This window comes from Streptomyces sp. NPDC012637 (genome assembly GCF_042954805.1).
Lineage (GTDB): Bacteria > Actinomycetota > Actinomycetes > Streptomycetales > Streptomycetaceae > Streptomyces.
This window is the reverse complement of record NZ_JBIBDS010000008.1, coordinates 69052-93293: the sequence shown is the minus strand read 5'-3', so window position 1 is coordinate 93293 and position 24242 is coordinate 69052. Positions and strand designations below refer to the sequence as shown.

The following is a 24242-nucleotide window of genomic DNA, read 5'->3' as shown; positions in this document are numbered from 1 at the left end:
CGATGACGACACGCACGACCTTCTCCGTCTCCCGCTACGCGCCCGACCGCGGCGCGCTCGCCAGGCTCACCGCCCGCGACTCCGTGCTGCGCCGGCTGGACTGGCCGATCCTGCTGTCCTCGCTCGCGCTCTCGCTCATGGGCGCCCTGCTCGTCTGGTCCGCCACGCGCGGCCGTACCGAGCTGAACCAGGGCGACCCGTACTACTTCCTGTTCCGGCACGTCCTCAACACCGGCATCGGGCTCGCCCTGATGATCGGCACGATCTGGCTCGGCCACCGCACCCTGCGCGGCGCCGTGCCGATCCTCTACGGCATCTCGATCCTGCTGATCCTCGCCGTCCTCACCCCGCTCGGCGCGACCATCAACGGCGCCCACGCCTGGATCGTCATCGGCGGCGGCTTCTCGCTCCAGCCCAGCGAGTTCGTCAAGATCACGATCATCCTCGTGATGGCGATGCTGCTGGCCGCCAAGGTCGACGCCGGCGACCAGATCCACCCCGACCACGGCACGGTCGCGAAGGCCCTCGCCCTCGCCGCCCTGCCCATGGGCATCGTCATGCTGATGCCCGACCTCGGCTCCGTCATGGTCATGGCCGTCATCGTGCTCGGCGTGCTGCTCGCCTCCGGCGCGTCCAACCGCTGGGTCCTCGGCCTGATCGGCGCGGGCGTCCTCGGCGCGGTCCTCGTCACCACGCTCGGCATGCTCGACGAATACCAGATCAACCGCTTCGCCGCCTTCGCCAACCCCGAGCTCGACCCGGCCGGCGTCGGCTACAACACCAACCAGGCGCGCATCGCCATCGGCTCCGGCGGCCTCTACGGCGCCGGCCTCTTCAAGGGACACCAGACCACCGGCCAGTTCGTGCCCGAGCAGCAGACCGACTTCATCTTCACCGTCGCGGGCGAGGAGCTCGGCTTCGTCGGCGCCGGACTGATCCTCGCGCTGCTCGGCGTGATCCTCTGGCGCGCCGGCCGGATCGCCCGCGAGACGACCGAGCTGTACGGCACGGTCGTGGCGGCCGGCATCATCGCCTGGTTCGCCTTCCAGTCCTTCGAGAACATCGGCATGACCCTCGGCATCATGCCCGTCGCGGGCCTGCCGCTGCCCTTCGTCTCGTACGGCGGCTCGTCGATGTTCGCGGTGTGGGTGGCGATCGGACTGCTCCAGTCGATCAGGGTGCAGCGACCGATGAGCGCCTGAGCCGAAAACGCCGGAGCCGACGGCCGCGGTCCCTCTGCCCTTTCCTCCACCGGCCGTCTAGATTCGATTCATGACGGACAGCGCGGAGACGAAGCGCGAGATCGAGCGGAAGTACGAGGCCGGTGCGGGGACGGCGGTCCCGGACCTCACGAAGGTCCGGGGCGTGGCCGCCGTCCGCGACGAGGGCGTCACCGAACTCGACGCGGTCTACTACGACACGCCCGACCTGCGCCTCGCGGCCGACTCCCTCACCCTGCGCCGCCGCACCGGCGGCAAGGACGCCGGCTGGCACCTGAAGTTCCCGGTCGCGTCCGGAATCCGCGACGAGATCAGAGCCCCGCTCTCGGAGAGCCTCCCGAGCTCCCTGGCGGGGCTCCTGCGTTCCCGCGTCCGCCACCACGAGGTCGTCCCCGTCGTCCGCCTCCGCTCCTCCCGCGACGTCCGCCACCTCACCGCGAAGAACGGCACACTCCTCGCCGAACTCTCCGTCGACACCGTCCACGCCGAACACCTCCCGACCGGCGCCGAGACCTCCTGGACCGAGATCGAGGTCGAACTCGCGGACGACGTGGACGAGGCCGTCCTCGACGCGGTCGGGAAACACCTGGAGAAGGCGGGCATCCACCCGTCCCACGCCCCCTCCAAGCTGGCGAGGGCCCTGGACGAGACGGGCGCGCGGCCCCGCGGGAGCGAGGGCCGCACGGACCGCGCCGCGGCGGGCGACGAGGGGACCGCCGGACACGCCGTGCTCGCGTACGTGCGTGAGCAGGTCGACGCGCTCGTCGCGCTCGACCCCGCCGTGCGGCGGGACCTCCCCGACGGCGTCCACCAGATGCGCGTCGCCTCACGCCGCCTGCGCAGCGCCTTCAAGACGTACAAGAAGGTGCTCGACCGGACCGTCACCGACCCGGTCGGCGAGGAGCTGAAATGGCTCGCCGGAGAGCTCGGCCAGGCCCGTGACCTGGAGGTGCTGGACGCCCGCCTGCACGCCGCGCTCGACGCCCTGCCGCACGAGCTGGTCGTCGGGCCCGTACGCGGAAGGCTGCGCGCCTGGAACTCGGCCAAGGCGGGCGACGCCCGGCGGCACACCCTCGACGCCCTCGACTCCCCCCGCCACCTGGCACTCCTCGACCGCCTCGACGCCCTCCTCGCCGACCCGCCCCTGCTCCCCGACGCCGGCAAGAAGGCGACCAAGGTGCTGCCCAAGGCCATCCGCCGCGACTACCGCCGCCTCTCCCGCCGCGTCGCCCACGCCCTCGACCTCGACCCCGGCCACGACCGGGACCTCGCCCTCCACGAGGCCCGCAAGGCCGCCAAACGCGCCCGCTACGCCGGCGACGCCGCCGTACCGACCCTCGGCAAGCCGGCCAAGCGCTTCGCGAAACGCATCAAGGCCGTCCAGAGCTGCCTCGGCGACCACCAGGACAGCGTCGTCGCCCGCACCGCCCTGCGCGACCTCGCCGACCGGGCCCACGCCGCCGGCGAGTCCGCCTTCACCTGGGGCGTCCTCCACGAGCGCGAGGCCGCCGCCGGCGAGGCCCTGCAGCGCGAGCTCCAGAAGCTCTGGAAGCGGGCCTCGGCGCGGAAAATCAGGGCGGCGCTGAGCCACTGAGCACCGGGGTACGCTTGAGAGTCGCCCCCCTGCCAGCTCACGAAGGTTCGAGATGTCTGCTGCCGAGTCTGTCTTCCCGCAGCTCGAAGCTCTGCTCCCGCACGTGCAGAAGCCGATTCAGTACGTCGGTGGAGAGCTGAACTCCACGGTCAAGCCGTGGGAGTCCGCCGACGTCCGCTGGGCGCTGATGTACCCGGACGCGTACGAGGTCGGCCTGCCCAACCAGGGCGTCATGATCCTCTACGAGGTACTGAACGAACGCGAAGGCGTCCTCGCCGAGCGCACCTACAGCGTCTGGCCGGACCTCGAAGAGCTGATGCGCGAGCACAAGGTGCCGCAGTTCACCGTGGACAGCCACCGCCCCGTCGGCGCCTTCGACGTCTTCGGCCTCAGCTTCTCCACCGAGCTCGGCTACACCAACATGCTCACCGCCCTCGACCTCGCCGGCATCCCGCTGGAGTCGAAGGACCGCACCGTCGACCACCCGATCGTGCTCGCCGGCGGCCACGCCGCCTTCAACCCCGAGCCCATCGCCGACTTCATCGACGCGGCGATCATCGGCGACGGCGAGCAGGCCGTGCTCGACATGACCGAGATCATCCGGCAGTGGAAGGCGGAGGGCCGGCCGGGCGGCCGCGAGGAGGTCCTCTTCCGCCTCGCCAAGACCGGCGGCGTGTACATCCCGCGCTTCTACGACGTCGAGTACCTGCCCGACGGCCGCATCGGCCGCGTCGTCCCCAACAAGTCCGGTGTGCCGTGGCGCGTCTCCAAGCACACCGTCATGGACCTCGACGAGTGGCCCTACCCCAAGCAGCCGCTCGTCCCGCTCGCCGAGACCGTCCACGAGCGGATGTCCGTCGAGATCTTCCGCGGCTGCACCCGCGGCTGCCGCTTCTGCCAGGCCGGCATGATCACGCGCCCCGTGCGGGAGCGAAGCATCACCGGCATCGGCGAGATGGTGGACCGCGGTCTGAAGGCCACGGGATTCGAGGAGGTGGGCCTCCTCTCCCTGTCCTCCGCGGACCACTCCGAGATCGGTGACATCGCCAAGGGCCTCGCCGACCGCTACGAGGACGACAAGGTCGGCCTGTCGCTGCCGTCGACCCGCGTCGACGCGTTCAACGTCGACCTCGCCAACGAGCTGACCCGCAACGGCCGCCGTTCCGGTCTCACCTTCGCCCCCGAGGGCGGCTCCGAGCGCATGCGCAAGGTCATCAACAAGATGGTCTCGGAGGAGGACCTGATCCGGACCGTCTCCACCGCGTACGGCAACGGCTGGCGCCAGGTGAAGCTGTACTTCATGTGCGGCCTGCCGACGGAGACCGACGAGGACGTCCTCCAGATCGCCGACATGGCGATGAACGTGATCGCCGAGGGCCGCAAGGTCTCCGGCCAGAACGACATCCGCTGCACCGTCTCCATCGGCGGCTTCGTGCCCAAGCCGCACACGCCGTTCCAGTGGGCCCCGCAGCTGTCGGCGGAGGAGACGGACGAGCGCCTGGCCAAGCTCCGGGACAAGATCCGCGGCGACAAGAAGTACGGCCGCTCGATCGGCTTCCGCTACCACGACGGCAAGCCCGGCATCGTCGAGGGCCTGCTGTCGCGCGGCGACCGCCGCGTCGGCGCGGTCATCCGCGCGGTCTACGACGACGGCGGCCGCTTCGACGGCTGGCGCGAGCACTTCTCGTACGACCGCTGGATGGCGTGCGCCGAGAAGACGCTGCCCGGGTTCGGCGTGGACGTCGCCTGGTACACCACCCGCGAGCGCACCTACGAGGAGGTCCTGCCCTGGGACCACCTGGACTCCGGTCTCGACAAGGACTGGCTCTGGGAGGACTGGCAGGACGCGCTCGACGAGACCGAGGTCGAGGACTGCCGCTGGACCCCGTGCTTCGACTGCGGCGTCTGTCCTCAGATGGACACGGCCATCCAGATCGGCCCGACCGGCAAGAAGCTGCTGCCGCTGTCGGTCGTGAACAAGTAGTCCCGCGTATCAGTCGGGTGACGGCCCGGCGGAGGGTGAACCCTCCGCCGGGCCGTCGGCGTCCTGTCGGTCATGAGCACGGAAAACCCGGCGCCGGTCCCGCCCGCCCCGCACGCCCTGATCCGCATCCCGGTCCGGATCGTCGTGCTGGTCCTCGTCCTGCCGGTCCGCATGGCCTGGGACGCCCTCAAGGCCGGCGCCCGCTTCCTCGACCGCGCCCTGCTCCGCCCGACGGGCCGCGGCCTCGCCTGGCTCTACGACCACACGGTGCGCCGCCCGGTCCGCTGGCTTTGGCACCGAGTGCTGGCCCCTGCGGGGCGCGCCGTGGCCTGGGCGGCGAAGGGCATCGGCCGCGGACTGGGCTGGTTCTTCGGCGGCGCGTGGCGGGGCATCGTGTGGGTCGGTGCGGGCGTCGGGCGGGGTCTGGCGTGGGTGTTCGGCGGGCTGTGGCGCGGGCTGGCGTGGGTCGGTGCGGGCGTCGGGCGGGGTCTGGCCTGGTTCTTCGGCGGGCTCTGGCGGGGTCTGGCCTGGGGCGCCGAGCGCGCCTGGCGCGGTCTCGCCTGGGTGCTCACCGGCGTCGGGCGGGGGCTCGCCTGGGTCTTCACGCGGCTCGGTCGTGGCCTCGTGGAGGTCGGCGGTCTGCTCGGCAAGGTGATCGCCTGGCCCCTCCTCGCGCTCTTCCGGTACGTCGTCGTTCCCCTCGTCCGGTACGGGGTGCTGGCGCCCGCCGGATGGCTGTACCGCTCGGTGCTCGTCCCGGTGGGCCGCGCGGCCGGGTGGCTGCTCACCCGTTCGGGGCGTGCCCTGGCCTGGGCCTTCGCGGGTCTCGGCCGCGGTCTCGCGGCCGGTGCGGAGCTGCTCGCGAAGGCCGTGGCGTGGCCGTTCGTCGCCGTGTGGCGGTACCTGGTCGTGCCCGTCGTCACGTACGGGATCGCGCGTCCCGCGGTGTGGCTGGGGCAGCGGATCCTCGTGCCCCTCGGCCGTGAGGTCCGCGACGCGCTCGCCATCTGCTGGCGGACCGCCGGCTACCTCTCCCGCGCCGTGGGCCGCGGCCTCGCCTGGCTGGCCCGCCACCTGGTCGCCCGGCCGCTGGTCTGGGCGGCCCGCAACCTCGTCGCGCGGCCGTTCTCCTGGGTCGCCCGCAACCTGGTCCGCCGCCCCGCCGTCTGGGTCTACCGCGAGGTCTTCACCCCCGTCGGCCACTGGGTGCGCGACGCCGTCTGGATCCCGGCCCGGAAGGCCGCCGTCGAGGCCCGGCAGGCGGCGCGCGCGGCCCTCGCCTCCGCCCGTGACACCGTCCGGCAGGCCCGCCAGGACGCCTGGCGTGCGCTGATCGGCGGGAGCAGGACGGACCGGGCCGGGGAACCGCAGGTGGCGGAGGCGCGTACTCTGGGTAGTACAACGAACGTCCCCGGCGCGGCGCCCGGACCCGAGATCTCCCTCCAGAAGCGGGGGTGAGCCGGGCGGGCCCCCCAGGGCACACCCGCATTTCGAGGGCGGCGCGGACGGCCGCGCCCGCCCCGCACCGAGGAGAAGAACCACTGGGCAAGCGACAGCCCGAAGGCCCGCCGCCCGCACCGGCGGTGCAGCGCATCCGACTGCGCTACACCAAGCGCGGCCGCCTCCGGTTCACCAGCCACCGTGACTTCCAGCGCGCTTTCGAGCGTGCGCTGCGCCGTGCCGAGGTGCCCATGGCGTACTCGGCCGGGTTCACCCCGCACCCGAAGGTGTCGTACGCCAACGCCGCCCCCACGGGTACGGGCTCCGAGGCCGAATACCTGGAGATCGCGCTCACCGAGGTCCGCGACCCGGAGGCGCTGCGGGCCATGCTCGACGAGTCCATGCCGAACGGTCTCGACATCGTCGACGCCGTCGAGGCCAGGACCTCCGGTCTCGCCGACCGGCTCACGGCCTCGGTGTGGGAGCTGCGGCTCGACGGCGTCGACGTCGACACGGCCCGCAAGGCCGTCGAGGCGTTTCTCGCGGCCGAGACCGTGGAAGTACAGCGCAAGACCAAGAACGGTCTGCGTACCTTCGACACCCGCGGTGCCGTCGTGGAGCTGACCGCGGCCCCCGCCCAGGGCGATCCCCAGGGTGATAGGCCGCTGGACAGCGCCTGTGCGATACTGCGGCTGGTTGTTCGGCACGTGACACCTGCCGTTCGACCCGACGACGTCCTGTCCGGTCTCCGAGCTGTGGCCGACCTGGCGCCGCCGGTCCCCGCTGCGGTGACCAGGCTGGCGCAGGGGCTCTTCGACGAGGAGTCCGGCACGGTGACCGACCCGCTCGCGCCCGACCGCGAGGCAGTCACGGCCGCTCCACCCACGGCCGCCGCGACCGCTTCTGCGACGGCGCCAGGTGCGGGCACCGCGTAAGGACCGGTCGTCGCAGCGCCGCCCTGGACTCGGGAGCCACCTGGGTCGGGCAGCGCACTGACCAGGAGACTTTCGCCAGGCCGTCCGCACAGGGCGTACGGAACCGGCGAGCCAGACACTGAAGCTCCCGTGCGGCGCCCGCGCCCCGGGCGGCGGCACCGCGCTTCACGCGCGTCCGTGCCGCCGGACCGGAACCAGGCGCGGCGCCCGGGAGCGTGACGGGAGAACCGCCCGCATGCTCGAACAGCCCGAAGACACCGACAACAACGCACCCGGTGACAAGCTGCCGCCGCGCCGTCGGCGGCGCGCCGCTTCCCGGCCGGCCGGCCCGCCGGTGACGGCCGGGAGCACCGACACCGTCGAGACCGCCGCCGAGGCCGCGGAGGCCTCCCCCCCGGTCACCGAGACCCCCGCCGAGGAGCCGGCGCCCGCGCGTCCGCGCCGCCGTGCCACCCGCAAGGCCAGCGCGCCCGAGCCGGTGCAGGCCGAGGCCGAGGCCCCGGCCGAGGAGCCCGCCGCCGAGGAGGCCGCCCCGGCCGCCGAGGAGGCCGCTCCGGCCCGTCGTACGCGTCGCCGCGCGACCCGCGCCGTGACGTCCCCGGAGCCGGTGCAGGCCGAGGCCGAGGCCGTGGAGCCCGCCGCCGAGACCGAGGCCCCCGCCGAGGAGCCCGTCGTCGAGGAGGCCGCTCCGGCCCGTCGTACCCGCCGCCGCGCCACGCGCGCCGTGACGTCCCCGGAGCCGGTCCAGGCCGAGGCCGAGACCCCGGCCGAGGAGCCCGCCGCCGAGGCCGCCCCGACCGCCGAGGCCGTGGCCGAGGCCGCGCCCGCGCCGCGTACCCGCCGCCGGGCCACCCGTAAGACCGGCACGCCCGAGGTGACCCCGGACGTCGCCGCCGAGCTCGCCGCCGAGACCTCCGGCGAGGCGCTGCCCGCCGACACCGTCGAGGAGATCGCCTCGCACGCCGTCGAGGTCGCCGCCGCCGAGCAGGCCGCCACCCGCGGCCGCTCCCGCCGCCGCGCCACCTCGCCGCAGTTCACCGCCGAGCCGTCCGAGACCGAGGAGGCGCCGCGCTCCCGCCGCGCCGCCCGCCCGGCCGTCGCCGTCTTCCAGGCCCCGGTCTTCACCGAGCCCATGTTCCAGACCCCGGAGACCGCCGCGGCCATGGCCGCGGCCGAGGCCCCCGAGGAGGAGGAGCCGGAGGAGGAGACCGCCGAGGTCGTCGAGACGGTCGAGGCCGTCGAGGCCGAGGAGTCGCCCCGCGCCCGCCGTCGCCGCCGTCGCCGTGGTGAGCCGGTCGCCGTCGAGCCCGTCCCGGCCACCGTCGCCGACGAGCCCGAGGTCGAGTCCACCCCCGAGGCGGAGGCCGAGGCCGAGGAGGACGACGAGTACGAGGACCGCCCGTCCCGCCGTCGCCGTCGTGGCGGCCGTCGCCGTCGCCGCGGCGAGCTCGCCGAGGTCGAGGAGACCGAGGAGGAGGGCGAGGAGTTCCACGCCGATGAGGCCGAGGCCGAGGGCGAGGAGGAGCCCGAGGAGGGCGAGGAGGCCGAGGGCTCCGGTTCCAGCAGCTCCCGCCGTCGCCGCCGTCGCCGTCGCCGCAGCGGTGACGCCGCCGGCGAGGCCGAGACGACCGACGAGGACGGCGTCCGCACGGTCGTCAAGGTCCGCGAGCCGCGTCCGGCCCGCGAGAAGGCCGAGCCGTCCGACGAGGTGCAGTCCATCAAGGGCTCGACCCGTCTGGAGGCCAAGAAGCAGCGTCGCCGCGAGGGCCGCGAGCAGGGCCGCCGCCGCGTGCCGATCATCACCGAGGCCGAGTTCCTCGCCCGCCGCGAGGCCGTCGAGCGCGTGATGGTCGTCCGCCAGAACGGCGAGCGCACCCAGATCGGCGTCCTCGAGGACAACGTGCTCGTCGAGCACTACGTCAACAAGGAGCAGGCCACCTCCTACGTCGGCAACGTCTACCTGGGCAAGGTCCAGAACGTGCTGCCGTCCATGGAGGCCGCCTTCGTCGACATCGGCAAGGGCCGCAACGCCGTCCTGTACGCCGGTGAGGTCAACTTCGAGGCGCTCGGCATGGCCAACGGGCCGCGCCGCATCGAGAGCGCGCTCAAGTCCGGCCAGTCGGTCCTCGTCCAGGTGACGAAGGACCCGATCGGCCACAAGGGCGCCCGCCTGACCAGCCAGGTCTCCCTGCCGGGCCGCTACCTCGTGTACGTGCCCGAGGGCTCGATGACCGGCATCAGCCGCAAGCTCCCGGACACCGAGCGCGCCCGTCTGAAGACCATCCTCAAGAAGATCGTCCCCGAGGACGCGGGCGTCATCGTGCGCACCGCCGCCGAGGGCGCGAGCGAGGACGAGCTGCGCCGTGACGTCGAGCGACTGCAGGCGCAGTGGGAGGACATCCAGAAGAAGGCGAAGAGCGGCAACGCGCCGACCCTTCTCTACGGCGAGCCGGACATGACCGTCCGCGTCGTCCGCGACATCTTCAACGAGGACTTCTCCAAGGTCATCGTCAGCGGTGACGACGCCTGGGAGACCATCCACGGGTACGTGAACCACGTCGCCCCGGACCTGACCGACCGCCTGTCCAAGTGGACGAGCGAGGTCGACGTCTTCGCGACGTACCGGATCGACGAGCAGCTGATGAAGGCGCTCGACCGCAAGGTCTGGCTGCCGTCCGGCGGCTCGCTGGTGATCGACAAGACCGAGGCGATGGTCGTGGTCGACGTCAACACCGGCAAGTTCACCGGTCAGGGCGGCAACCTCGAGGAGACCGTGACGAGGAACAACCTCGAAGCGGCCGAGGAGATCGTCCGCCAGCTGCGCCTGCGCGACCTCGGCGGCATCGTCGTCATCGACTTCATCGACATGGTCCTGGAGTCCAACCGCGACCTGGTGCTCCGCCGCCTCCTGGAGTGCCTGGGCCGCGACCGGACCAAGCACCAGGTGGCCGAGGTCACCTCGCTCGGCCTGGTCCAGATGACCCGCAAGCGGGTCGGCCAGGGCCTCCTGGAGTCCTTCTCGGAGACCTGCGTCCACTGCAACGGCCGCGGCGTCATCGTCCACATGGAGCAGCCGGCCACGCACGGCGGCGGTGGCGGTGGCAAGCGCTCGAAGAAGCGCGGCCGCGGCGGCGACGTCCACGAGCACACCCACGAGGCCGTCGAGACCCACGAGGCCCCCGCCGAGCAGGTCGAGACCGCGGCCGAGGTCGCGGCGGAGCTGGCGGCCCCGGTGGCCCTGCCGGAGCCGATCGCCCCGGACGAGGAGCTGTACGGCAGCGCCGCCGAGGCGGAGGCGGCCGCCACGCGCGGCCGTGGCCGTCGTCGGGCGACCCGCCGGGTGTCGGCGCCCGCCGCCTCGCCGGCGCTGACCGAGACGGAGACCTTCGAAGTCGTCGTACCGGAGCCGAAGGCCGAGGAGAAGCCGAAGGCCGAGGCCCCGGTCGCCGAGGCCCCCGTGGCCGAGCCGGTCGCGGAGGAGGCCCCCGCGCCGCGCACCCGCCGCCGTGCCACCCGCAAGGCCACGGCGCCGGTGACCGCCACCGCGCAGCCGGCCGCCGAGCCCGTCGCCGAGACGGTGGTCGAGACGGTCGCCGTCGAGGAGGCCCCGGCCGTCGTCGAGGCCCCCGTCGTGGAGCCGGCCGTCGTCGAGGAGGCCCCCGCGGCCGCCCCGCCGCGGGCGCGCCGCCGGGTGGTCCGCAAGGCCACCGCCCCGGCCGGTTCGCCGACCGGTGCCGAGGAGGCCGCCGTGGTCGTGGTGGCGTCCGCCGCCCCGGCCGCCGAGGCGGCGGAGTCCGTGTCCGAGCCCGCGGAGGAGGCCGCCGAGGCCTCCGCTCCGGCGGCCAAGAAGGCGGCCCGCAAGACCGCCAAGAAGGCCACCGCGAAGAAGGCCGCCACCAAGAAGACGGCGGCGGCCAAGAAGACCGCGGCGAAGAAGACGACCGCCAAGAAGGCGGCCGCCAAGAAGACCGCCGCCCCCGCGCAGGACTGACCCAGTCACCGACGCGACCCGTGTGGACCGTCCTCCCGCCGAGGACGGTCCACACGGCATTGACCCAGAATCGGAACCAGGAACCAGCCCGATGAACAACACCCCCGCTCCCCGCGTGCGCAAGGCCGTCATCCCCGCCGCCGGCCTCGGCACGCGCTTCCTGCCGGCCACCAAGGCGACGCCGAAGGAGATGCTGCCGGTCGTCGACAAGCCGGCGATCCAGTACGTCGTGGAGGAGGCGGTCTCGGCCGGGCTGTCGGACGTCCTGATGATCACGGGCCGTAACAAGCGCCCGCTCGAGGACCACTTCGACCGGAACTACGAGCTGGAGGAGGCGCTCGTCCGCAAGGGCGACGAGGAGCGCCTGGCGCGGGTCCAGGAGTCCAGCGAACTGGCCACCATGCACTACGTGCGCCAGGGCGACCCGCGCGGCCTCGGCCACGCCGTGCTCTGCGCGCAGCCGCACGTCGGCGACGAGCCCTTCGCCGTGCTCCTCGGCGACGACCTGATCGACCCGCGCGACCCGCTGCTCGCCCGCATGCTGGAGGTCCTCGGCGAGCACGGCGGCAGCGTCGTCGCCCTCATGGAGGTCGACCCGGCGCAGATCCACCTGTACGGCTGCGCCGCCGTCGAGCCGGCCGCCGACGCCGACGTCGTACGGATCACCGGCCTCGTCGAGAAGCCGGACCCGTCCGAGGCGCCCAGCAACTACGCGATCATCGGCCGTTACGTCCTCGACCCGGCCGTCTTCGACGTGCTGAGCGAGACCGAGCCGGGCCGCGGCGGCGAGATCCAGCTGACCGACGCGCTGCAGAAGATGGCGGCGGACGAGCAGCTCGGCGGCCCGGTGCACGGCGTGGTCTTCAAGGGCCGCCGTTACGACACCGGTGACCGCGGCGACTACCTGCGGGCCATCGTGCGCCTCGCCTGCGAGCGCGAGGACCTCGGGCCGGACTTCCGCGCCTGGCTCAAGGCCTTCGTCGCCGAGACCGCCGAAACCCCCGGGATTTGACCCCCTACGGGACCCGCCCGTAACCTAGACCGTCGGCGTGTCGACTGATACGCCGCGCCTCTGAGCACCTCCCTCCCGGTTCTCCGGGAGAGGCCGCTCGTCCGATCCCGGTCCGCCGCAGGCCCCAGGCCCGCGCGTGGGCGGCTGGCGTCAGAGGTCCCGTTACCGAGTGAGAGAGAGATCCGCGTGTACGCCATCGTGCGCAGCGGTGGTCGCCAGCACAAGGTTGCTGTCGGCGACATCGTTGAGGTTGACAAGATTTCCACCGCCAAGGCTGGCGACACGGTCGAGCTCTCGACCCTGCTCGTCGTCGACGGCGACGCCGTGACCAGCGACCCGTGGGTCCTGGCGGGCATCAAGGTCCTGGCCGAGGTCGTGGACCACACCAAGGGCGCCAAGATCGACATCCTGCGCTACAAGAACAAGACCGGCTACCGCCGTCGCCAGGGTCACCGTCAGCAGTACACGGCGATCAAGGTCACGTCCATCCCGACGGCCGCGAAGTAAAGAGGGACTGAGCAATGGCACACAAGAAGGGCGCATCGTCCACCCGGAACGGTCGCGACTCCAACGCCCAGCGGCTCGGCGTGAAGCGCTTCGGCGGTCAGGTCGTCAACGCGGGTGAGATCCTGGTCCGCCAGCGCGGCACCCACTTCCACCCGGGCGCGGGCGTCGGCCGTGGCGGCGACGACACGCTGTTCGCCCTGCAGGCCGGTTCGGTGCAGTTCGGCACCTTCCGTGGCCGCAAGGTCGTGAACATCGTTCCGGTCGCCTGATCGGATCACTTTGCGGAGGCGGACCTCACTTCCCGGAAGGGAAGCGGGTCCGCCTTTCGCGTGTTACTAGATAGACATTCCGATACATAGCTTTCTGGAGGCACAACCATGACCACCTTCGTGGACCGCGTCGAGCTGCACGTCGCCGCGGGTAACGGAGGCCACGGCTGCGCCTCCGTCCACCGGGAGAAGTTCAAGCCGCTCGGCGGCCCCGACGGCGGCAACGGTGGCCGTGGCGGCGACGTGATCCTGGTCGTCGACCAGTCCGTCACCACCCTCCTCGAGTACCACCACTCGCCGCACCGCAAGGCGACCAACGGCAAGCCCGGCGAGGGCGGCAACCGCTCCGGCAAGGACGGCCAGGACCTGGTCCTGACCGTGCCCGACGGCACCGTCGTCCTCGACAAGAAGGGGAACGTGCTCGCCGACCTGGTCGGCGAGGGCACCACCTACGTCGCCGCCCAGGGCGGCCGAGGCGGCCTCGGCAACGCGGCGCTGGCCTCCGCCCGGCGCAAGGCGCCCGGCTTCGCGCTGCTCGGCGAGCCCGGCGACCTCGAGGACATCGTCCTGGAGCTCAAGACGGTCGCCGACGTGGCGCTCGTCGGCTACCCGAGCGCCGGCAAGTCCTCGCTGATCTCGGTCCTCTCGGCCGCGAAGCCGAAGATCGCGGACTACCCCTTCACCACCCTCGTCCCGAACCTCGGCGTGGTCACGGCCGGCTCCACCGTCTACACCATCGCCGACGTCCCCGGCCTGATCCCCGGCGCCAGCCAGGGCCGCGGTCTGGGCCTGGAGTTCCTGCGCCACGTCGAGCGCTGCTCGGTCCTGGTGCACGTCCTCGACACGGCGACGCTGGAGTCCGACCGCGACCCGGTCACCGACCTCGACGTCATCGAGGAGGAGCTGAAGCAGTACGGCGGCCTCGACGACCGCCCGCGCATCGTCGTCCTCAACAAGATCGACATCCCGGACGGCCAGGACCTCGCGGACATGATCCGCCCGGACCTGGAGGAGCGCGGCTACCGCGTCTTCGAGGTCTCCGCGGTCGCCCGTACGGGCCTCAAGGAGCTCTCCTTCGCGCTCGCCGACATCGTCGGGAAGGCCCGCGCGGCCAAGCCGAAGGAGGAGGCGACCCGTATCGTCATCCGCCCGAAGGCGGTCGATGACGCCGGCTTCACCGTCACCTACGACGAGCACGAGGACGTGTACCGCGTGCGCGGCGAGAAGCCCGAGCGCTGGGTCCGCCAGACCGACTTCAACAACGACGAGGCCGTGGGCTACCTCGCCGACCGCCTCAACCGCCTCGGCGTCGAGGACGAGCTGATGAAGGCCGGCGCCCGCGCCGGCGACGGCGTTGCGATCGGCTCCGAGGAGAACGCGGTCGTCTTCGACTGGGAGCCCACGATGGTGGCCGGCGCCGAGATGCTCGGCCGCCGAGGCGAGGACCACCGCATGGAGGCCCCCCGCCCGGCCGCCCAGCGCCGCCGCGACCGCCAGGCGGAGCGCGACGACGCCCAGCGCGAGTTCGACGAGTTCGACCCGTTCTAGGCACGCGGCGCGCGCACGCGCGCGGACGCACACGGGCCCCTGCCGGACTGTTTCCGGCGGGGGCCCGACCCGTTCGGCGGACGGAGTCCGGCGCAGCCGTCGGAAGCCTGCGAGGCCCCTCTGGGGCCGGGCAGTGCGAGGGCGGCCATGGGGGCGCAGACGGAGTCCGGCGCAGCCGTCCGAAGCCACGTCCAGGCGTCGCGCGCCCGTGCACGGACGTGCGCGCGCATCCGGAGCCGTTCCATCGGTCACAGGCGATCGCCGTCGGCGGCCTGCGGTACGCGGGCGCGCATGCGAAAGGGGCCCGGTCTCCTCTTGTGAGGAGGCCGGGCCCCTTTCAGGTGTCCGTCAGGCCACCGGTGCCGGGGTCGGCTCCGGTTCCGGGTCGGAGTCCTGCTGCTCGGACTCGGTCGGCTTGGCCGGATCCTGGTCCGGGCGCGGGCCGAAGCCGGGCTTCGCGCGGAGCAGCGGGAGGATCAGGATGCCGATGAAGATCGGGCCGATCATGTAGCGCCACAGCGGCGCCGGGTTCGCCGCGAGGACCGTCAGCTGGAGGCCCAGCGTGACCGCCAGCAGCGCCATCGTGCCCTTCAGCTTGGTGCGGCGGCGGAACAGCAGCACGATCGCGTACGTCGCGTAGCACCAGATCGCCCCGCGGAACAGCAGCCACTGCAGCTGCGGCACCTTGAACGCGCGCCAGGAGAAGTCCGCGACCTTGTGCAGCGGCTCCGACAGCGGGCGGATCTTCAGCTTGGGACGGTACTCGCTGTGCTTGATGTCCTCGTTCCACTTGAGGTAGCTGAACAGCGTCTTCGAGGTCTGCGGGTCGCTCAGCAGCGTGTTCGCCCGCAGCTCCTTCGGGCCGGGGAAGACCGCCCACGCGATGTGCGCCCGGCACACCCGCGCGCCGATCACCAGGTCGGGCGTCCGCTTCATGACCCGCTTCCACAGGGCCATCAGCTCGTCGTTGCGCTCGGCCGCGAGCGGCCGGTTCATCGGCGGGGACTCCATCGCCCAGTCGGCGTTGTAGCAGTTGGCCGCGCGGCCCTTCCAGTGGGACAGCGGCGCGATGCTGGACATCAGCGCCTTGTCCTCCTTGGTGAAGAAGCCCGGGCGCTGCCCGTACGCGACGGCGATGTCCGCGTAGAAGAAGGCGTACACCGCGTCCTTCGGCGGGGTCTTCACTCCGGCAGCCGGGTAGACCACGCTGGTCAGCAGGCCGAAGATCAGCACCGGCACGGCGGTCGCCGCGAGCACCCACCGTCGCATCGACGGCAGCGCGATCAGCAGGATCGGCGCGGCGATGACGGCGACCAGCATGCCGTTGTTGCGGAACAGCGCCATCGCCAGGAAGCCCAGGAAGAGCAGCGCGACGGTGCGGTAGAAGTCCCGGTCCCGGACGGTCTGACGACCGCGGGCCCGCCGCGCCGCCAGCCGGCCCGCCGCGCCGAAGGCGAGGATCGAGCCGATGACGAACGGCACGTCCTTCCACACGAAGATGACGAAGACGGCGGTCGGCGGCAGCACCGCCGGCACGCACGCGGCGACGGCCGCCCACCGCTGCCGTACGCCCCACTTCCGCAGGGTGACGGCGCAGTAGGCGAGCGTCGCCGACATGGCGACCGTCTGGGCCAGCGTCAGGATCCACAGATCACCGGTGGTGTTGAGCGCCAGCCACACCAGGGAGTCGTAGACCACGGAGTGGTTCGACATCCAGTTGTCGGTGGTGACGTGCCACACGTAGGTGATCGAGTCGTAGCTCAGGGCGCCGGGGAAGAACGCCGCCCACCACAGCAGGAAGAGGATCTGCGTCGTGGCGTAGACCGCGAAGGGCAGTCGGCGCTTCTCCGGGATCCTCTCCCACTGCTTGCTGAGAAAGGCGTTGCGCGGGAGTTTCAACTCGGCTCCGCTGGGCATCGTGGATGGACGATCGGGACAGTCGAACAGGTTAGCCGGTTCAGACGGTCTCTCGGTCACGCGGTCGAGCCACCTCGGCCAGCGGCTGCTGCCCCGGCCGCGGCGGTACCGGACGCTCGCCGATCGGCAGCACCGGCGGGACCTCGTCCTGGCCGAGGAACACCTTGCGGACCACACGCTCGGCCGCCCGGCCGTCGTCGAACTCGCAGAAGGTCTTGCGGAACTCGGCGCGGGCCGCGTCCGACTCGGGGCTGTCCCAGCGGCCCGAGGTGAAGACCTCGAGCAGCTCGGCCTCGGTCTGCACGGTCAGACCGGGGGAGTCGACGGTGATGTCGAAGTAGGTGCCGCGGGTGGTGCGGTACACCTCCCAGTCGTTGGCGTAGATGACGACCGGCCGGTCGAGGTTCGCGTAGTCGAACATCACCGACGAGTAGTCCGTGAGCAGGCAGTCCGCGGCGAGGTAGAGCTCCTCGACCGACGGGTGGGCGCTCACGTCGACGAGACGCGCGCCGCCGGTCGACCCGGAGGCCAGCAGGCTCTGGTCGTAGAAGTAGTGCGCGCGCACGAGGAGGGTGAACTCGGAGCCGATCGCCTCGGCGAACTTCTCCAGGTCCAGCATCTGCTTCGGGGCGTCGTGGTAGTCGCGGTGCGTCGGCGTGTAGAGGATCACCTTGGTGCCCTCGGCGATGCCGAGCTTCTTGCGGGCCGCGGCCACGTCCGCCGCCGACGCGTTCACGAGCTGGTCGTTGCGCGGGTAGCCGTACTCCAGCGCCTCGTAGTACGAGGGGTAGGCGCGGTCCCAGGCGGCGGTGGAGAAGCTGTTGGACGTGAGGCTGTAGTCCCAGCGGTCCACCCGGTCCATCAGCCGGACCAGGTTCATCCCGCGACGGCCGACCGGGTAGTCCGCCAGGTCGACGCCCATGCGCTTGAGCGGGGTGCCGTGGTGGGTCTGGAGGTGGACCTGACCGGGGCGCTTGACCACGGACGGCGGGAAGTTGACGTTGTTGACGAAGTACTTGCCGCGCGCCATGGCCTTCCAGAAGCCGAGCGAGCCCGGGTGGACGGTCGGCACGCCCTTCGGCGGGCGGCTGGTGGCGTCGTTCTTGAGGACCCACACCGCCTTCATGCCGGGGGCGAGTTCCTTCATCTTCTCGTGGATCGCCGCCGGGTTGCAGGAGTACGAGCCGTTCCAGTACGCCGCGAAGACGGCGACGTCCTTCTGGACCGGGAGCAGTCGCTGGGCCCGGTAGTAGGCCTGGAGGACGCGCTTGCGCAGCTTCTTCTTCAGCTTCGCCGGCACGGACTTCTTGCGCTTGAGCGAGCGGACCGTCTGGCGGGCCTTGTCGCGGTGCTTGGCCGGGATCATCTGGCCCTTGCCGCGCGGGGCGGCCGGGTGGCCCTTCGGACGCAGGCGTCCCTCGACCTCGGCCCAGCGCTCGCGGAACTCGGCACGCGCGTCGTCGGGCAGACGGCCGGGGGAGACGTCGACCACACGGAAGTGGTTGACCATGCGCTCGTACAGCGCGCCCCGGTACTCGTCGAACTGGGGGTTCTCGTCCAGGAACGCGAAGACCAGTTCGTACTGGTCGAACACGTCGAAGTGCTTGCGGCTGGTGCTGTGCAGGATGCTGCCCTGGCGCCGCTGGCGGTAGTAGACGCAGACGCGGTCGAGCACGGCGATGGTCTCCGCCGCGATCATGACCGGGTAGGTCCAGGGGGTGTCCTCGTAGTAGCCCGACGGGTACTGGAAGCCCCACTGCTCGATGAAGTCCCGGCGGTACGCCTTGTTCCACGCGACCTGGAGCAGGTTGAGCAGCTCCGGCTGGTCCTTCAGCGCGAAGACGCCCTGCTTCGCGGCCTTGGCCAGCACGTCGGCGCGGGCGTTCGGCGTGATCCGGCCGTCCCAGTGGGTGCGCGAGTAGTCGAAGACGACCAGGTCGGGGTCCTCGGACTCCTCGATGCGGCGGGCGATGGCCTGGAGCGAGCCGGGCAGCATCGTGTCGTCGCTGTCGAGGAAGAGCAGGTACTTGCCCTTGGCGCGGGCCATGCCGGCGTTGCGCGCCCGGCCGAGACCGACGTTCTGCTCCAGGTGCATCGCCACGACGCGCGGGTCGGCCTTGGCGTAGTCGTCGATGATCGCGCCGCAACCGTCCGGCGAGCAGTCGTTGACGACCAGGAGCTCGTAGTCCCCGAACGACTGCTCAAGCACCGAGTCCAGACAGTCCCGCAGGAACGCCTGCACCTTGTAGGTGGGAACGATGATGCTGAACAGGGGGACTTCGGAACCGGAGGAGGATTGCGTCTGTGTCATCTCAATACCGTGGAATCTGACGTGGGAGACAGGGGCGTGACCGCCGGGTCAGCGCTGGCTCGTGGACAGGGCGTAGCCGAGGAGCGTGCGTATGGTCTTCGACTGTCCGTGGCGCAGCGCCCCCGGAACCATTGTCAGCGCGTGCAGTCGCATGGACAGGTGCCGACGCGCGGCGCGCGCGGCCTTCGGCCAGCCGTGTGCGTCGAGGTCGTCGGCCACTTCGTGGAAGAAGCGCACGGCCTCGCCGAAGCGGGCGCCGGACACGGCTTCCGCCGAGGAGAGGCTGCCGGAGTGCCGGCGGTAGCGGAACGCGGTGGTCGGATCGACGACCAGCTTTCCGCCGCGCCGGATCAGCTCGATGATCAGCGCCAGGTCCTGGATGACCGACAGGTCCTCCCGGAAGCTGATCTCCTTGACGGCGTCGGCACGCCAGACGATGGACGGGAAGTAGAGCCAGTTGCCGCCGAGGAGGTTGGCGGCGAGCGACTCGCCGGAGAGCAGCAGGCGACGCCCGGTGTCCTTCGGCGCGTACAGCCGCTTCTTGACCTCGTCGCCGAGGGTCGTCGAAGGGTTGCCGTGCTCGTCGATGACCTCGACGCCCGGCTGGTAGATCGTCGCGTCGGGGAAGGCCGCGATGGCGGCCCGCATGGTCGCGACGTAGTTCGGCAGCAGCAGGTCGTCGCTGCCGAGCATGCTGAAGTGGCGGGACTCGACGAGGTCGACGCACTTGCGGAAGTTCCGGGTGATGCCCAGGTTCTGCTCGTTGCGCATGTAGCGGACCCGGCTGTCGCCGAGGGAGGCGAACCACTCGGGTACGCCGGGCTCCTTGCCGTCGTCGACGACGGTCAGCCGCCAGTTCCCGTCGGTCTGCTCCAGCACGCTGCGCACGGCGGCCTGCATCAGGCCGGTGTCGCCGTAGTGCGGGAGCATGATGTCGAGCGGGGCGCCGTCCGCCGTGCTGTCGGCGCTGTCGGGGTTCTGCACCGCTGTCACTTGGTCTTCCCCTTGGGGCCGAGAGCCGAGCGGCGGCTGAGCGCGAGCAGCAGGATCATGCCGATGCGGCCCAGGTAGAGCGTGGCCTTCCAGGGCGACTGGCTGGGCGTGCCGGTGGCGCGCGGACGCATGGCGACGGGCACCTGCTCGACGCGGTAACCGGCCCGGACGACGGCGATGGTGGACTCCACCGTGTCGCCCAGGTACTCCACGGGGTACCAGTGCGCGAAGACGTCGATCAGGTCGCGGTTGGAGGCGCGGAAGCCGGAAGTGACGTCGGTCAGCTTGGTCCTGGCCATCTTCGACAGCCAGAAGGCGAGCACGACCATGGCCCACTTGCGCGGGCCGCGGGTCTCGTAGTCGCCGGTGCCGGCGAAACGCGCGCCCATGCAGAGGTCGGCGCCCTGGTCCAGGCGCGCGATCAGCTCGGGCACGTTGCGCGGGTCGTGCTGGCCGTCGGCGTCGACCTGGATGGCGATGTCGTAGCCGCGGTCGTACGCGTAGCGGTAGCCGGCGCGCATCGCGCCGCCCACGCCGAGGTTGTAAGGGAGCGTCATCACCGTCGCGCCCGCGGCACGGGCCACCCGGCTCGTGTCATCGGCCGAGCCGTCGTCGACGACGAGGACGTCGACTCCGGGAAGCGTCGCGTAGACCTCCTTGATGACGTCGGCGACGCCTTCGGCCTCGTTCCACGCGGGCATGATGATGAGTACGCGCTTGCCGTCGATCACTTGAGGCCCCCCTGCCCGGCCCGGTCGGCCGCGTCCGCGGACGCCGCGTGATCCGCGACCTGCTTCTGCAGTTCCTGTACGTCGATGCGGAGCAACGCCACTTCCTCCGAAAGGGTGCGGCCCTCCTCCTCGAGATGGCCCACCTCCCAGCTCAGCTGGAGGCAGACGATGAAGAGGAACGCGACACTGAGGAAGAGGAGCAGGCTGACACCCGAGCGGACGCCGACGGCGCGGGCGACCGAGTCGAGGCCGCTCGGGAAGAAGCCGAGCGGGATGATCACCAGTCCGGTGAGCACCCAGAGGAAGGCGTACTTCTCCTTGAGCTTGCGGCGGCGCAGCAGCTCGATGATGCACGCGACGAGAAAGACTCCGGTGACCGAAGTCAGCATCCACAACTTCACGCGGGGCTCCGGTCTATCGGACGACTCATGGAAACGGCCTGTCTACTTTTTCCGGGGGAGGGGCGAAGGACGCCGCGATACTGCAGCACACTGTCCGTCGCGTTGGTCACGGAGAGTGAGGGAATGGTGATCATTCCTATGAGTGCACCGAACGGTAGCCTACACGAGGGCGAAGAAGCAGCGTCATGCAGGTGACCACCGCCAGCGACCCCACGGCGTAGGCGATCTCGACCCGGGTCCGCAGCTCCAGAGGACTCAGCGTGACCGCCAGGAGCACGGCCGTCCCGACGATCCAGGACACCAGTTGCTGCCGTGCGGCGCCGCTCGTGAGCAGCGCCTGGCCGAGCACCATCGCCATCATGTAGAGCGTCGTGCCGACCGAGAGCCACAGGAAGTCCACCGGCCCCAGCACGTCCGGCGAACCGAACAGCACCGGCAGCAGGAACGGGCCGAGCACCACCGCGCCGACCCCGAACACCACGCCCATGGCACCGGTGATCGCGCACGCCCGCAGCAGCAGCCGCCGGTAGCCCTGGGCGTCGCCCTCGGCCTGCGCCGTCGACAGCCCCGCGAGCAGCGAGGCCTGGAAGGCACCGAACGCGAACAGCGGCACCCGCGCCAGGACCAGCGCCGACAACAGGGCCGCGACCAGCGCGCTGTCGTCCGTCGAGATCAGCTTGGTGCTGATGACCGCGATGTTGACGAGCACCTGGGCGAGCAGCGTCGAGCCGACGAGCAGCCCGAGGTGCTCGATGAGCTCGGGCCACTGCGCGGTCGAACCCGGCCGCGCCCCGCGCAGCACCGGCGGCAGCGTCACGAGCACCGCGACCAGCGGCGCGACCGTCATCACCGCGGCGAACGTCACCACGGACGACACCCCGGCCAGCGCCAGGGCCACCGAGAACACGATCCGCAGCAGCCCGTCGAGCCCCAACTGCAGCCCGTACGACTCGAAGCGGCCGAGCCCCGCGAGGACACCGCGGGTCACATGGGCGCAGGCCAGCGCGGCGAAGGCACCGCCGAGCGCGGCCACCAGGCCCCGGTCGCCGTGGAAGAACAGGTCGGCGATCTGGCCGGCGAACACCGCCAGCGGCAGCAGCACCGCCGCGAGCAGCCCGAACGACAGCACCGCCCCGCGCCGCAGCACGGGCAGCGCGCCGTCGCCGGCCACCACCCGGGCGGCCACCACACGGGTGACCTCCTGCTCGACCGGGAAGAACAGACCCAGACCTATGGAGGCCACCACGGTCCACAGGACCGAGAAGCTCGCCATGTCGTCGACGGAGAGCGAGTGGCCCGCCGCCGCGAGATGGACGTAGTTCGCCCCGCCGAGCAGCGCGGTGCCGATTCCGACGAACGCGGTACCGCGCGGCAGGGCGGTGGTGATGCGGTCGAGCACCGTCACGCGTCCGACCGTCCGCCCGCAGCAGGGGTCGCACCCGGGGCCATGACCTTCAGGGCCTCGACGAGCTGCTCGCGCCAGTGCGGCTGCACCGCCACGCCCGCCTCGGCCCAGCGCTCGTGCGCGAGGACGCTGAAGGAGGGACGGCGGGCCGGCCGGACGAACTTCTCCGAGGTGGTCGGCCGCACCCGCTCCGGGTCCAGGCCGGTCAGCTCGAAGGCCGCCCGCGCCAGGTCGAACCAGGTCGCCGTCTCGGACGCCGTGCCGTGGTAGACGCCCGCCGGGGCCTCGCCCCGCACGGCCGCCTGCCCCAGGTCCCGCAGCTGACGCGCGAGCGCCCGGGTCCAGGTCGGCTGGCCGCGCTGGTCGTCGACCACGTCGAGGGTCTCGCGCTGCGCCGCCAGGCTCAGCATGGTCGCCACGAAGTTCCGGCCGTGCGCCCCGTACAGCCACGCCGTGCGCACGACGTAGCCGCGCTCGGGCAGCAGCTCGAGGACCGCCTCCTCGCCCGCGAGCTTGCTGCGGCCGTAGGCGTTCACCGGGGAGGTCGGGGCGTCGTGCGGGTACGGCTCGGTCGCGTCGCCCGGGAAGACGTAGTCGGTCGAGACCTGGAGCAGCACCGCGCCGGTCCCGGCGCACGCCGCGGCGAGGGCGCGCGGGCCGTCGCCGTTGATCCGGGTGGCCGCGGCCTCCTCGGTCTCGGCGCCGTCGACGTCGGTCCAGGCGGCGGCGTTGACGACCACGTCGTGGCCGTCGACCGCCGCGCGGACCGCGTCGGCGTCGGTGATGTCCAGCTCGCCGCGGGTCAGCGCGGTGACGTCGGCGCCGGCCTCGGCCAGGACCTCGGCGAGGTCACGGCCGAGCATCCCGGCCGCACCGGTGATCAGCCAGCGGGTGGGGGCGTCGGCGCTCATCAGGCCAGCGCCGCCTTGGCCTTCAGCGGCTCCCACCAGGCGCGGTTGTCGCGGTACCACTGGACGGTGTCGGCGAGACCCTGCTCGAAGGTGACCTGCGGGGTGTAGCCGAGCTCCTCCTGGATCTTGGCGATCGACAGGGAGTAGCGCAGGTCGTGGCCCTTGCGGTCCTCGACGTGCTCGACCATGTCCCAGCCGGCGCCGCAGGCGTCCAGCAGCAGACCGGTGAGCTCCTTGTTGGTGACCTCGGTGCCGCCGCCGATGTGGTAGACCTCACCGGCGCGGCCGCCGCGCAGCACCATCTCGATGCCACGGCAGTGGTCCGAGACGTGCAGCCAGTCGCGGATGTTCAGGCCCTCGCCGTACAGCGGCACCTTCTTCCCGTCCAGCAGGTTCGTGGTGAACAGCGGGATCATCTTCTCGGGGAAGTGGTACTGCCCGTAGTTGTTGGAGCAGCGGGTCACCACGACGTCCATGCCGTGCGTGCGGTGGTACGACAGCGCGAGCAGGTCCGAACCGGCCTTGGAGGCCGAGTACGGGGAGTTCGGCGCGAGCGGCCAGTCCTCGGTCCAGGAACCCTCGGAGATCGAGCCGTACACCTCGTCCGTGGAGACGTGCACGAACCGGCCGACGCCGTGCCGCTTGGCCGCGTCGAGCAGCACCTGGGTGCCCAGCACGTTCGTGGTGACGAACGGCGAGGAGTCCAGGATCGAGCGGTCCACGTGGGACTCGGCGGCGAAGTGCACCACCGCGTCCTGGCCGCGCATGACGTCGTCGACGGTCGCGTAGTCGCGGATGTCGCCCTGGACGAAGGTGTAGCCGGGCTTGCCCGCCACGGGGGCGAGATTGGCCTCGTTACCCGAATAGGTGAGGTTGTCCAGGACGGTGACCTGGGCGCCCTCGCTGGAGGGCAGCTCTCCGGAGAGCAGTGCCCGCACGAACTGTGAACCGATGAACCCGGCGCCGCCGGTGACCAGAATCCTCATAAGGGCCACCATTCTATGGGCTCGGGTGCCGACACCAGTTCGCCCGCCGTTCCGTGGCCGTTCTCACGTAAGGGGTAGGGCGGCGGT

The 24242-nt window shown here is 71.7% G+C and carries 18 protein-coding genes; 10 read left to right on the top strand and 8 right to left on the bottom strand.

Annotation, left to right across the window (positions count from 1 at the left end):
• Positions 1-2 precede the first annotated feature (2 nt).
• The 10 genes from rodA to obgE all read left to right on the top strand — a co-directional run bounded on the left by rodA (position 3) and on the right by obgE (position 14500).
• Complete coding sequence (gene rodA, locus ACFY8W_RS28905) at positions 3-1202, top strand: rod shape-determining protein RodA (RefSeq protein WP_391111288.1); 1200 nt, start codon at positions 3-5, stop codon at positions 1200-1202.
• 70 nt (positions 1203-1272) lie between these two features.
• Positions 1273-2814 (top strand): CHAD domain-containing protein, encoded by a 1542-nt coding sequence (locus ACFY8W_RS28900; protein ID WP_391111286.1) that lies wholly within the window; start codon positions 1273-1275, stop codon positions 2812-2814.
• 52 nt (positions 2815-2866) lie between these two features.
• Positions 2867-4798, top strand: coding sequence for a TIGR03960 family B12-binding radical SAM protein (locus ACFY8W_RS28895; protein ID WP_391111283.1), 1932 nt, complete (start codon positions 2867-2869; stop codon positions 4796-4798).
• Positions 4799-4870: 72 nt separating this feature from the next.
• The gene (locus ACFY8W_RS28890) at positions 4871-6256 is read left to right on the top strand and encodes a hypothetical protein (protein WP_391111280.1); all 1386 of its coding nucleotides are present in this window, start codon (positions 4871-4873) and stop codon (positions 6254-6256) included.
• Positions 6257-6381: 125 nt separating this feature from the next.
• Positions 6382-7173, top strand: coding sequence for a TIGR03936 family radical SAM-associated protein (locus ACFY8W_RS28885; RefSeq protein WP_391111277.1), 792 nt, complete (start codon positions 6382-6384; stop codon positions 7171-7173).
• A 235-nt stretch (positions 7174-7408) separates the two neighbouring features.
• The gene (locus ACFY8W_RS28880) at positions 7409-11164 is read left to right on the top strand and encodes an Rne/Rng family ribonuclease (protein ID WP_391111276.1); all 3756 of its coding nucleotides are present in this window, start codon (positions 7409-7411) and stop codon (positions 11162-11164) included.
• Positions 11165-11255: 91 nt separating this feature from the next.
• Entirely contained in the window at positions 11256-12176 is a 921-nt protein-coding gene (galU, locus tag ACFY8W_RS28875) for a UTP--glucose-1-phosphate uridylyltransferase GalU (RefSeq protein ID WP_391111274.1), read from the top strand.
• Positions 12177-12362: 186 nt separating this feature from the next.
• Positions 12363-12683 (top strand): 50S ribosomal protein L21, encoded by a 321-nt coding sequence (gene rplU / locus ACFY8W_RS28870; protein WP_365340082.1) that lies wholly within the window; start codon positions 12363-12365, stop codon positions 12681-12683.
• A 14-nt stretch (positions 12684-12697) separates the two neighbouring features.
• A complete protein-coding gene (rpmA, locus tag ACFY8W_RS28865; RefSeq protein WP_010476314.1) occupies positions 12698-12952 on the top strand; it encodes a 50S ribosomal protein L27 in 255 nt (84 codons plus the stop codon).
• A gap of 108 nt (positions 12953-13060) precedes the next feature.
• Entirely contained in the window at positions 13061-14500 is a 1440-nt protein-coding gene (gene obgE, locus ACFY8W_RS28860; RefSeq protein ID WP_391111269.1) for a GTPase ObgE, read from the top strand.
• 348 nt (positions 14501-14848) lie between these two features.
• Here the strand turns inward: obgE and ACFY8W_RS28855 are convergent, their stop codons facing one another.
• From ACFY8W_RS28855 to rfbB, 8 genes are all read right to left on the bottom strand, one after another.
• The gene (locus ACFY8W_RS28855; RefSeq protein ID WP_391111266.1) at positions 14849-16417 is read right to left on the bottom strand and encodes a hypothetical protein; all 1569 of its coding nucleotides are present in this window, start codon (positions 16415-16417) and stop codon (positions 14849-14851) included.
• Between the two features lie 40 nt (positions 16418-16457).
• Positions 16458-18728, bottom strand: coding sequence for a CDP-glycerol glycerophosphotransferase family protein (locus tag ACFY8W_RS28850; RefSeq protein WP_391111263.1), 2271 nt, complete (start codon positions 18726-18728; stop codon positions 16458-16460).
• A 48-nt stretch (positions 18729-18776) separates the two neighbouring features.
• Entirely contained in the window at positions 18777-19721 is a 945-nt protein-coding gene (locus tag ACFY8W_RS28845) for a glycosyltransferase (RefSeq protein ID WP_391111260.1), read from the bottom strand.
• The gene (locus ACFY8W_RS28840; RefSeq protein ID WP_391111257.1) at positions 19718-20452 is read right to left on the bottom strand and encodes a glycosyltransferase; all 735 of its coding nucleotides are present in this window, start codon (positions 20450-20452) and stop codon (positions 19718-19720) included. Before ACFY8W_RS28840 ends, ACFY8W_RS28845 begins: the two co-directional genes overlap by 4 nt.
• Positions 20449-20841, bottom strand: a complete 393-nt coding sequence (locus tag ACFY8W_RS28835; RefSeq protein ID WP_391111254.1) for a DUF2304 family protein — start codon at positions 20839-20841, stop codon at positions 20449-20451. The genes ACFY8W_RS28840 and ACFY8W_RS28835 overlap by 4 nt, the downstream gene beginning before the upstream one ends.
• A 148-nt stretch (positions 20842-20989) precedes the next feature.
• Entirely contained in the window at positions 20990-22258 is a 1269-nt protein-coding gene (locus tag ACFY8W_RS28830) for a hypothetical protein (RefSeq protein WP_391111252.1), read from the bottom strand.
• Positions 22255-23169 carry a dTDP-4-dehydrorhamnose reductase gene (rfbD, locus tag ACFY8W_RS28825; protein WP_391111249.1) on the bottom strand — a complete coding sequence of 305 codons (915 nt, stop codon included), beginning with the start codon at positions 23167-23169 and terminating at the stop codon, positions 22255-22257. The genes ACFY8W_RS28830 and rfbD overlap by 4 nt, the downstream gene beginning before the upstream one ends.
• On the bottom strand, positions 23169-24155 hold the full coding sequence (gene rfbB / locus ACFY8W_RS28820; RefSeq protein ID WP_391111246.1) for a dTDP-glucose 4,6-dehydratase: 987 nt from the start codon (positions 24153-24155) through the stop codon (positions 23169-23171). The genes rfbD and rfbB overlap by 1 nt, the downstream gene beginning before the upstream one ends.
• Positions 24156-24242: the final 87 nt, after the last annotated feature.

Bases quoted from the DNA above. Each gene is read 5' to 3' on its own strand.
- rfbB (WP_391111246.1), bottom strand. From the start codon at position 24,155: ATGAGGATTCTGGTCACCGGCGGCGCCGGGTTCATCGGTTCACAGTTC.
- obgE (WP_391111269.1), top strand. From the start codon at position 13,061: ATGACCACCTTCGTGGACCGCGTCGAGCTGCACGTCGCCGCGGGTAAC.
- ACFY8W_RS28880 (WP_391111276.1), top strand. From the start codon at position 7,409: ATGCTCGAACAGCCCGAAGACACCGACAACAACGCACCCGGTGACAAG.
- rfbD (WP_391111249.1), bottom strand. From the start codon at position 23,169: ATGAGCGCCGACGCCCCCACCCGCTGGCTGATCACCGGTGCGGCCGGG.
- galU (WP_391111274.1), top strand. From the start codon at position 11,256: ATGAACAACACCCCCGCTCCCCGCGTGCGCAAGGCCGTCATCCCCGCC.
- ACFY8W_RS28850 (WP_391111263.1), bottom strand. From the start codon at position 18,728: ATGACACAGACGCAATCCTCCTCCGGTTCCGAAGTCCCCCTGTTCAGC.
- rodA (WP_391111288.1), top strand. From the start codon at position 3: ATGACGACACGCACGACCTTCTCCGTCTCCCGCTACGCGCCCGACCGC.
- ACFY8W_RS28835 (WP_391111254.1), bottom strand. From the start codon at position 20,841: ATGCTGACTTCGGTCACCGGAGTCTTTCTCGTCGCGTGCATCATCGAG.
- ACFY8W_RS28855 (WP_391111266.1), bottom strand. From the start codon at position 16,417: ATGCCCAGCGGAGCCGAGTTGAAACTCCCGCGCAACGCCTTTCTCAGC.
- ACFY8W_RS28890 (WP_391111280.1), top strand. From the start codon at position 4,871: ATGAGCACGGAAAACCCGGCGCCGGTCCCGCCCGCCCCGCACGCCCTG.
- ACFY8W_RS28900 (WP_391111286.1), top strand. From the start codon at position 1,273: ATGACGGACAGCGCGGAGACGAAGCGCGAGATCGAGCGGAAGTACGAG.
- ACFY8W_RS28895 (WP_391111283.1), top strand. From the start codon at position 2,867: ATGTCTGCTGCCGAGTCTGTCTTCCCGCAGCTCGAAGCTCTGCTCCCG.
- rpmA (WP_010476314.1), top strand. From the start codon at position 12,698: ATGGCACACAAGAAGGGCGCATCGTCCACCCGGAACGGTCGCGACTCC.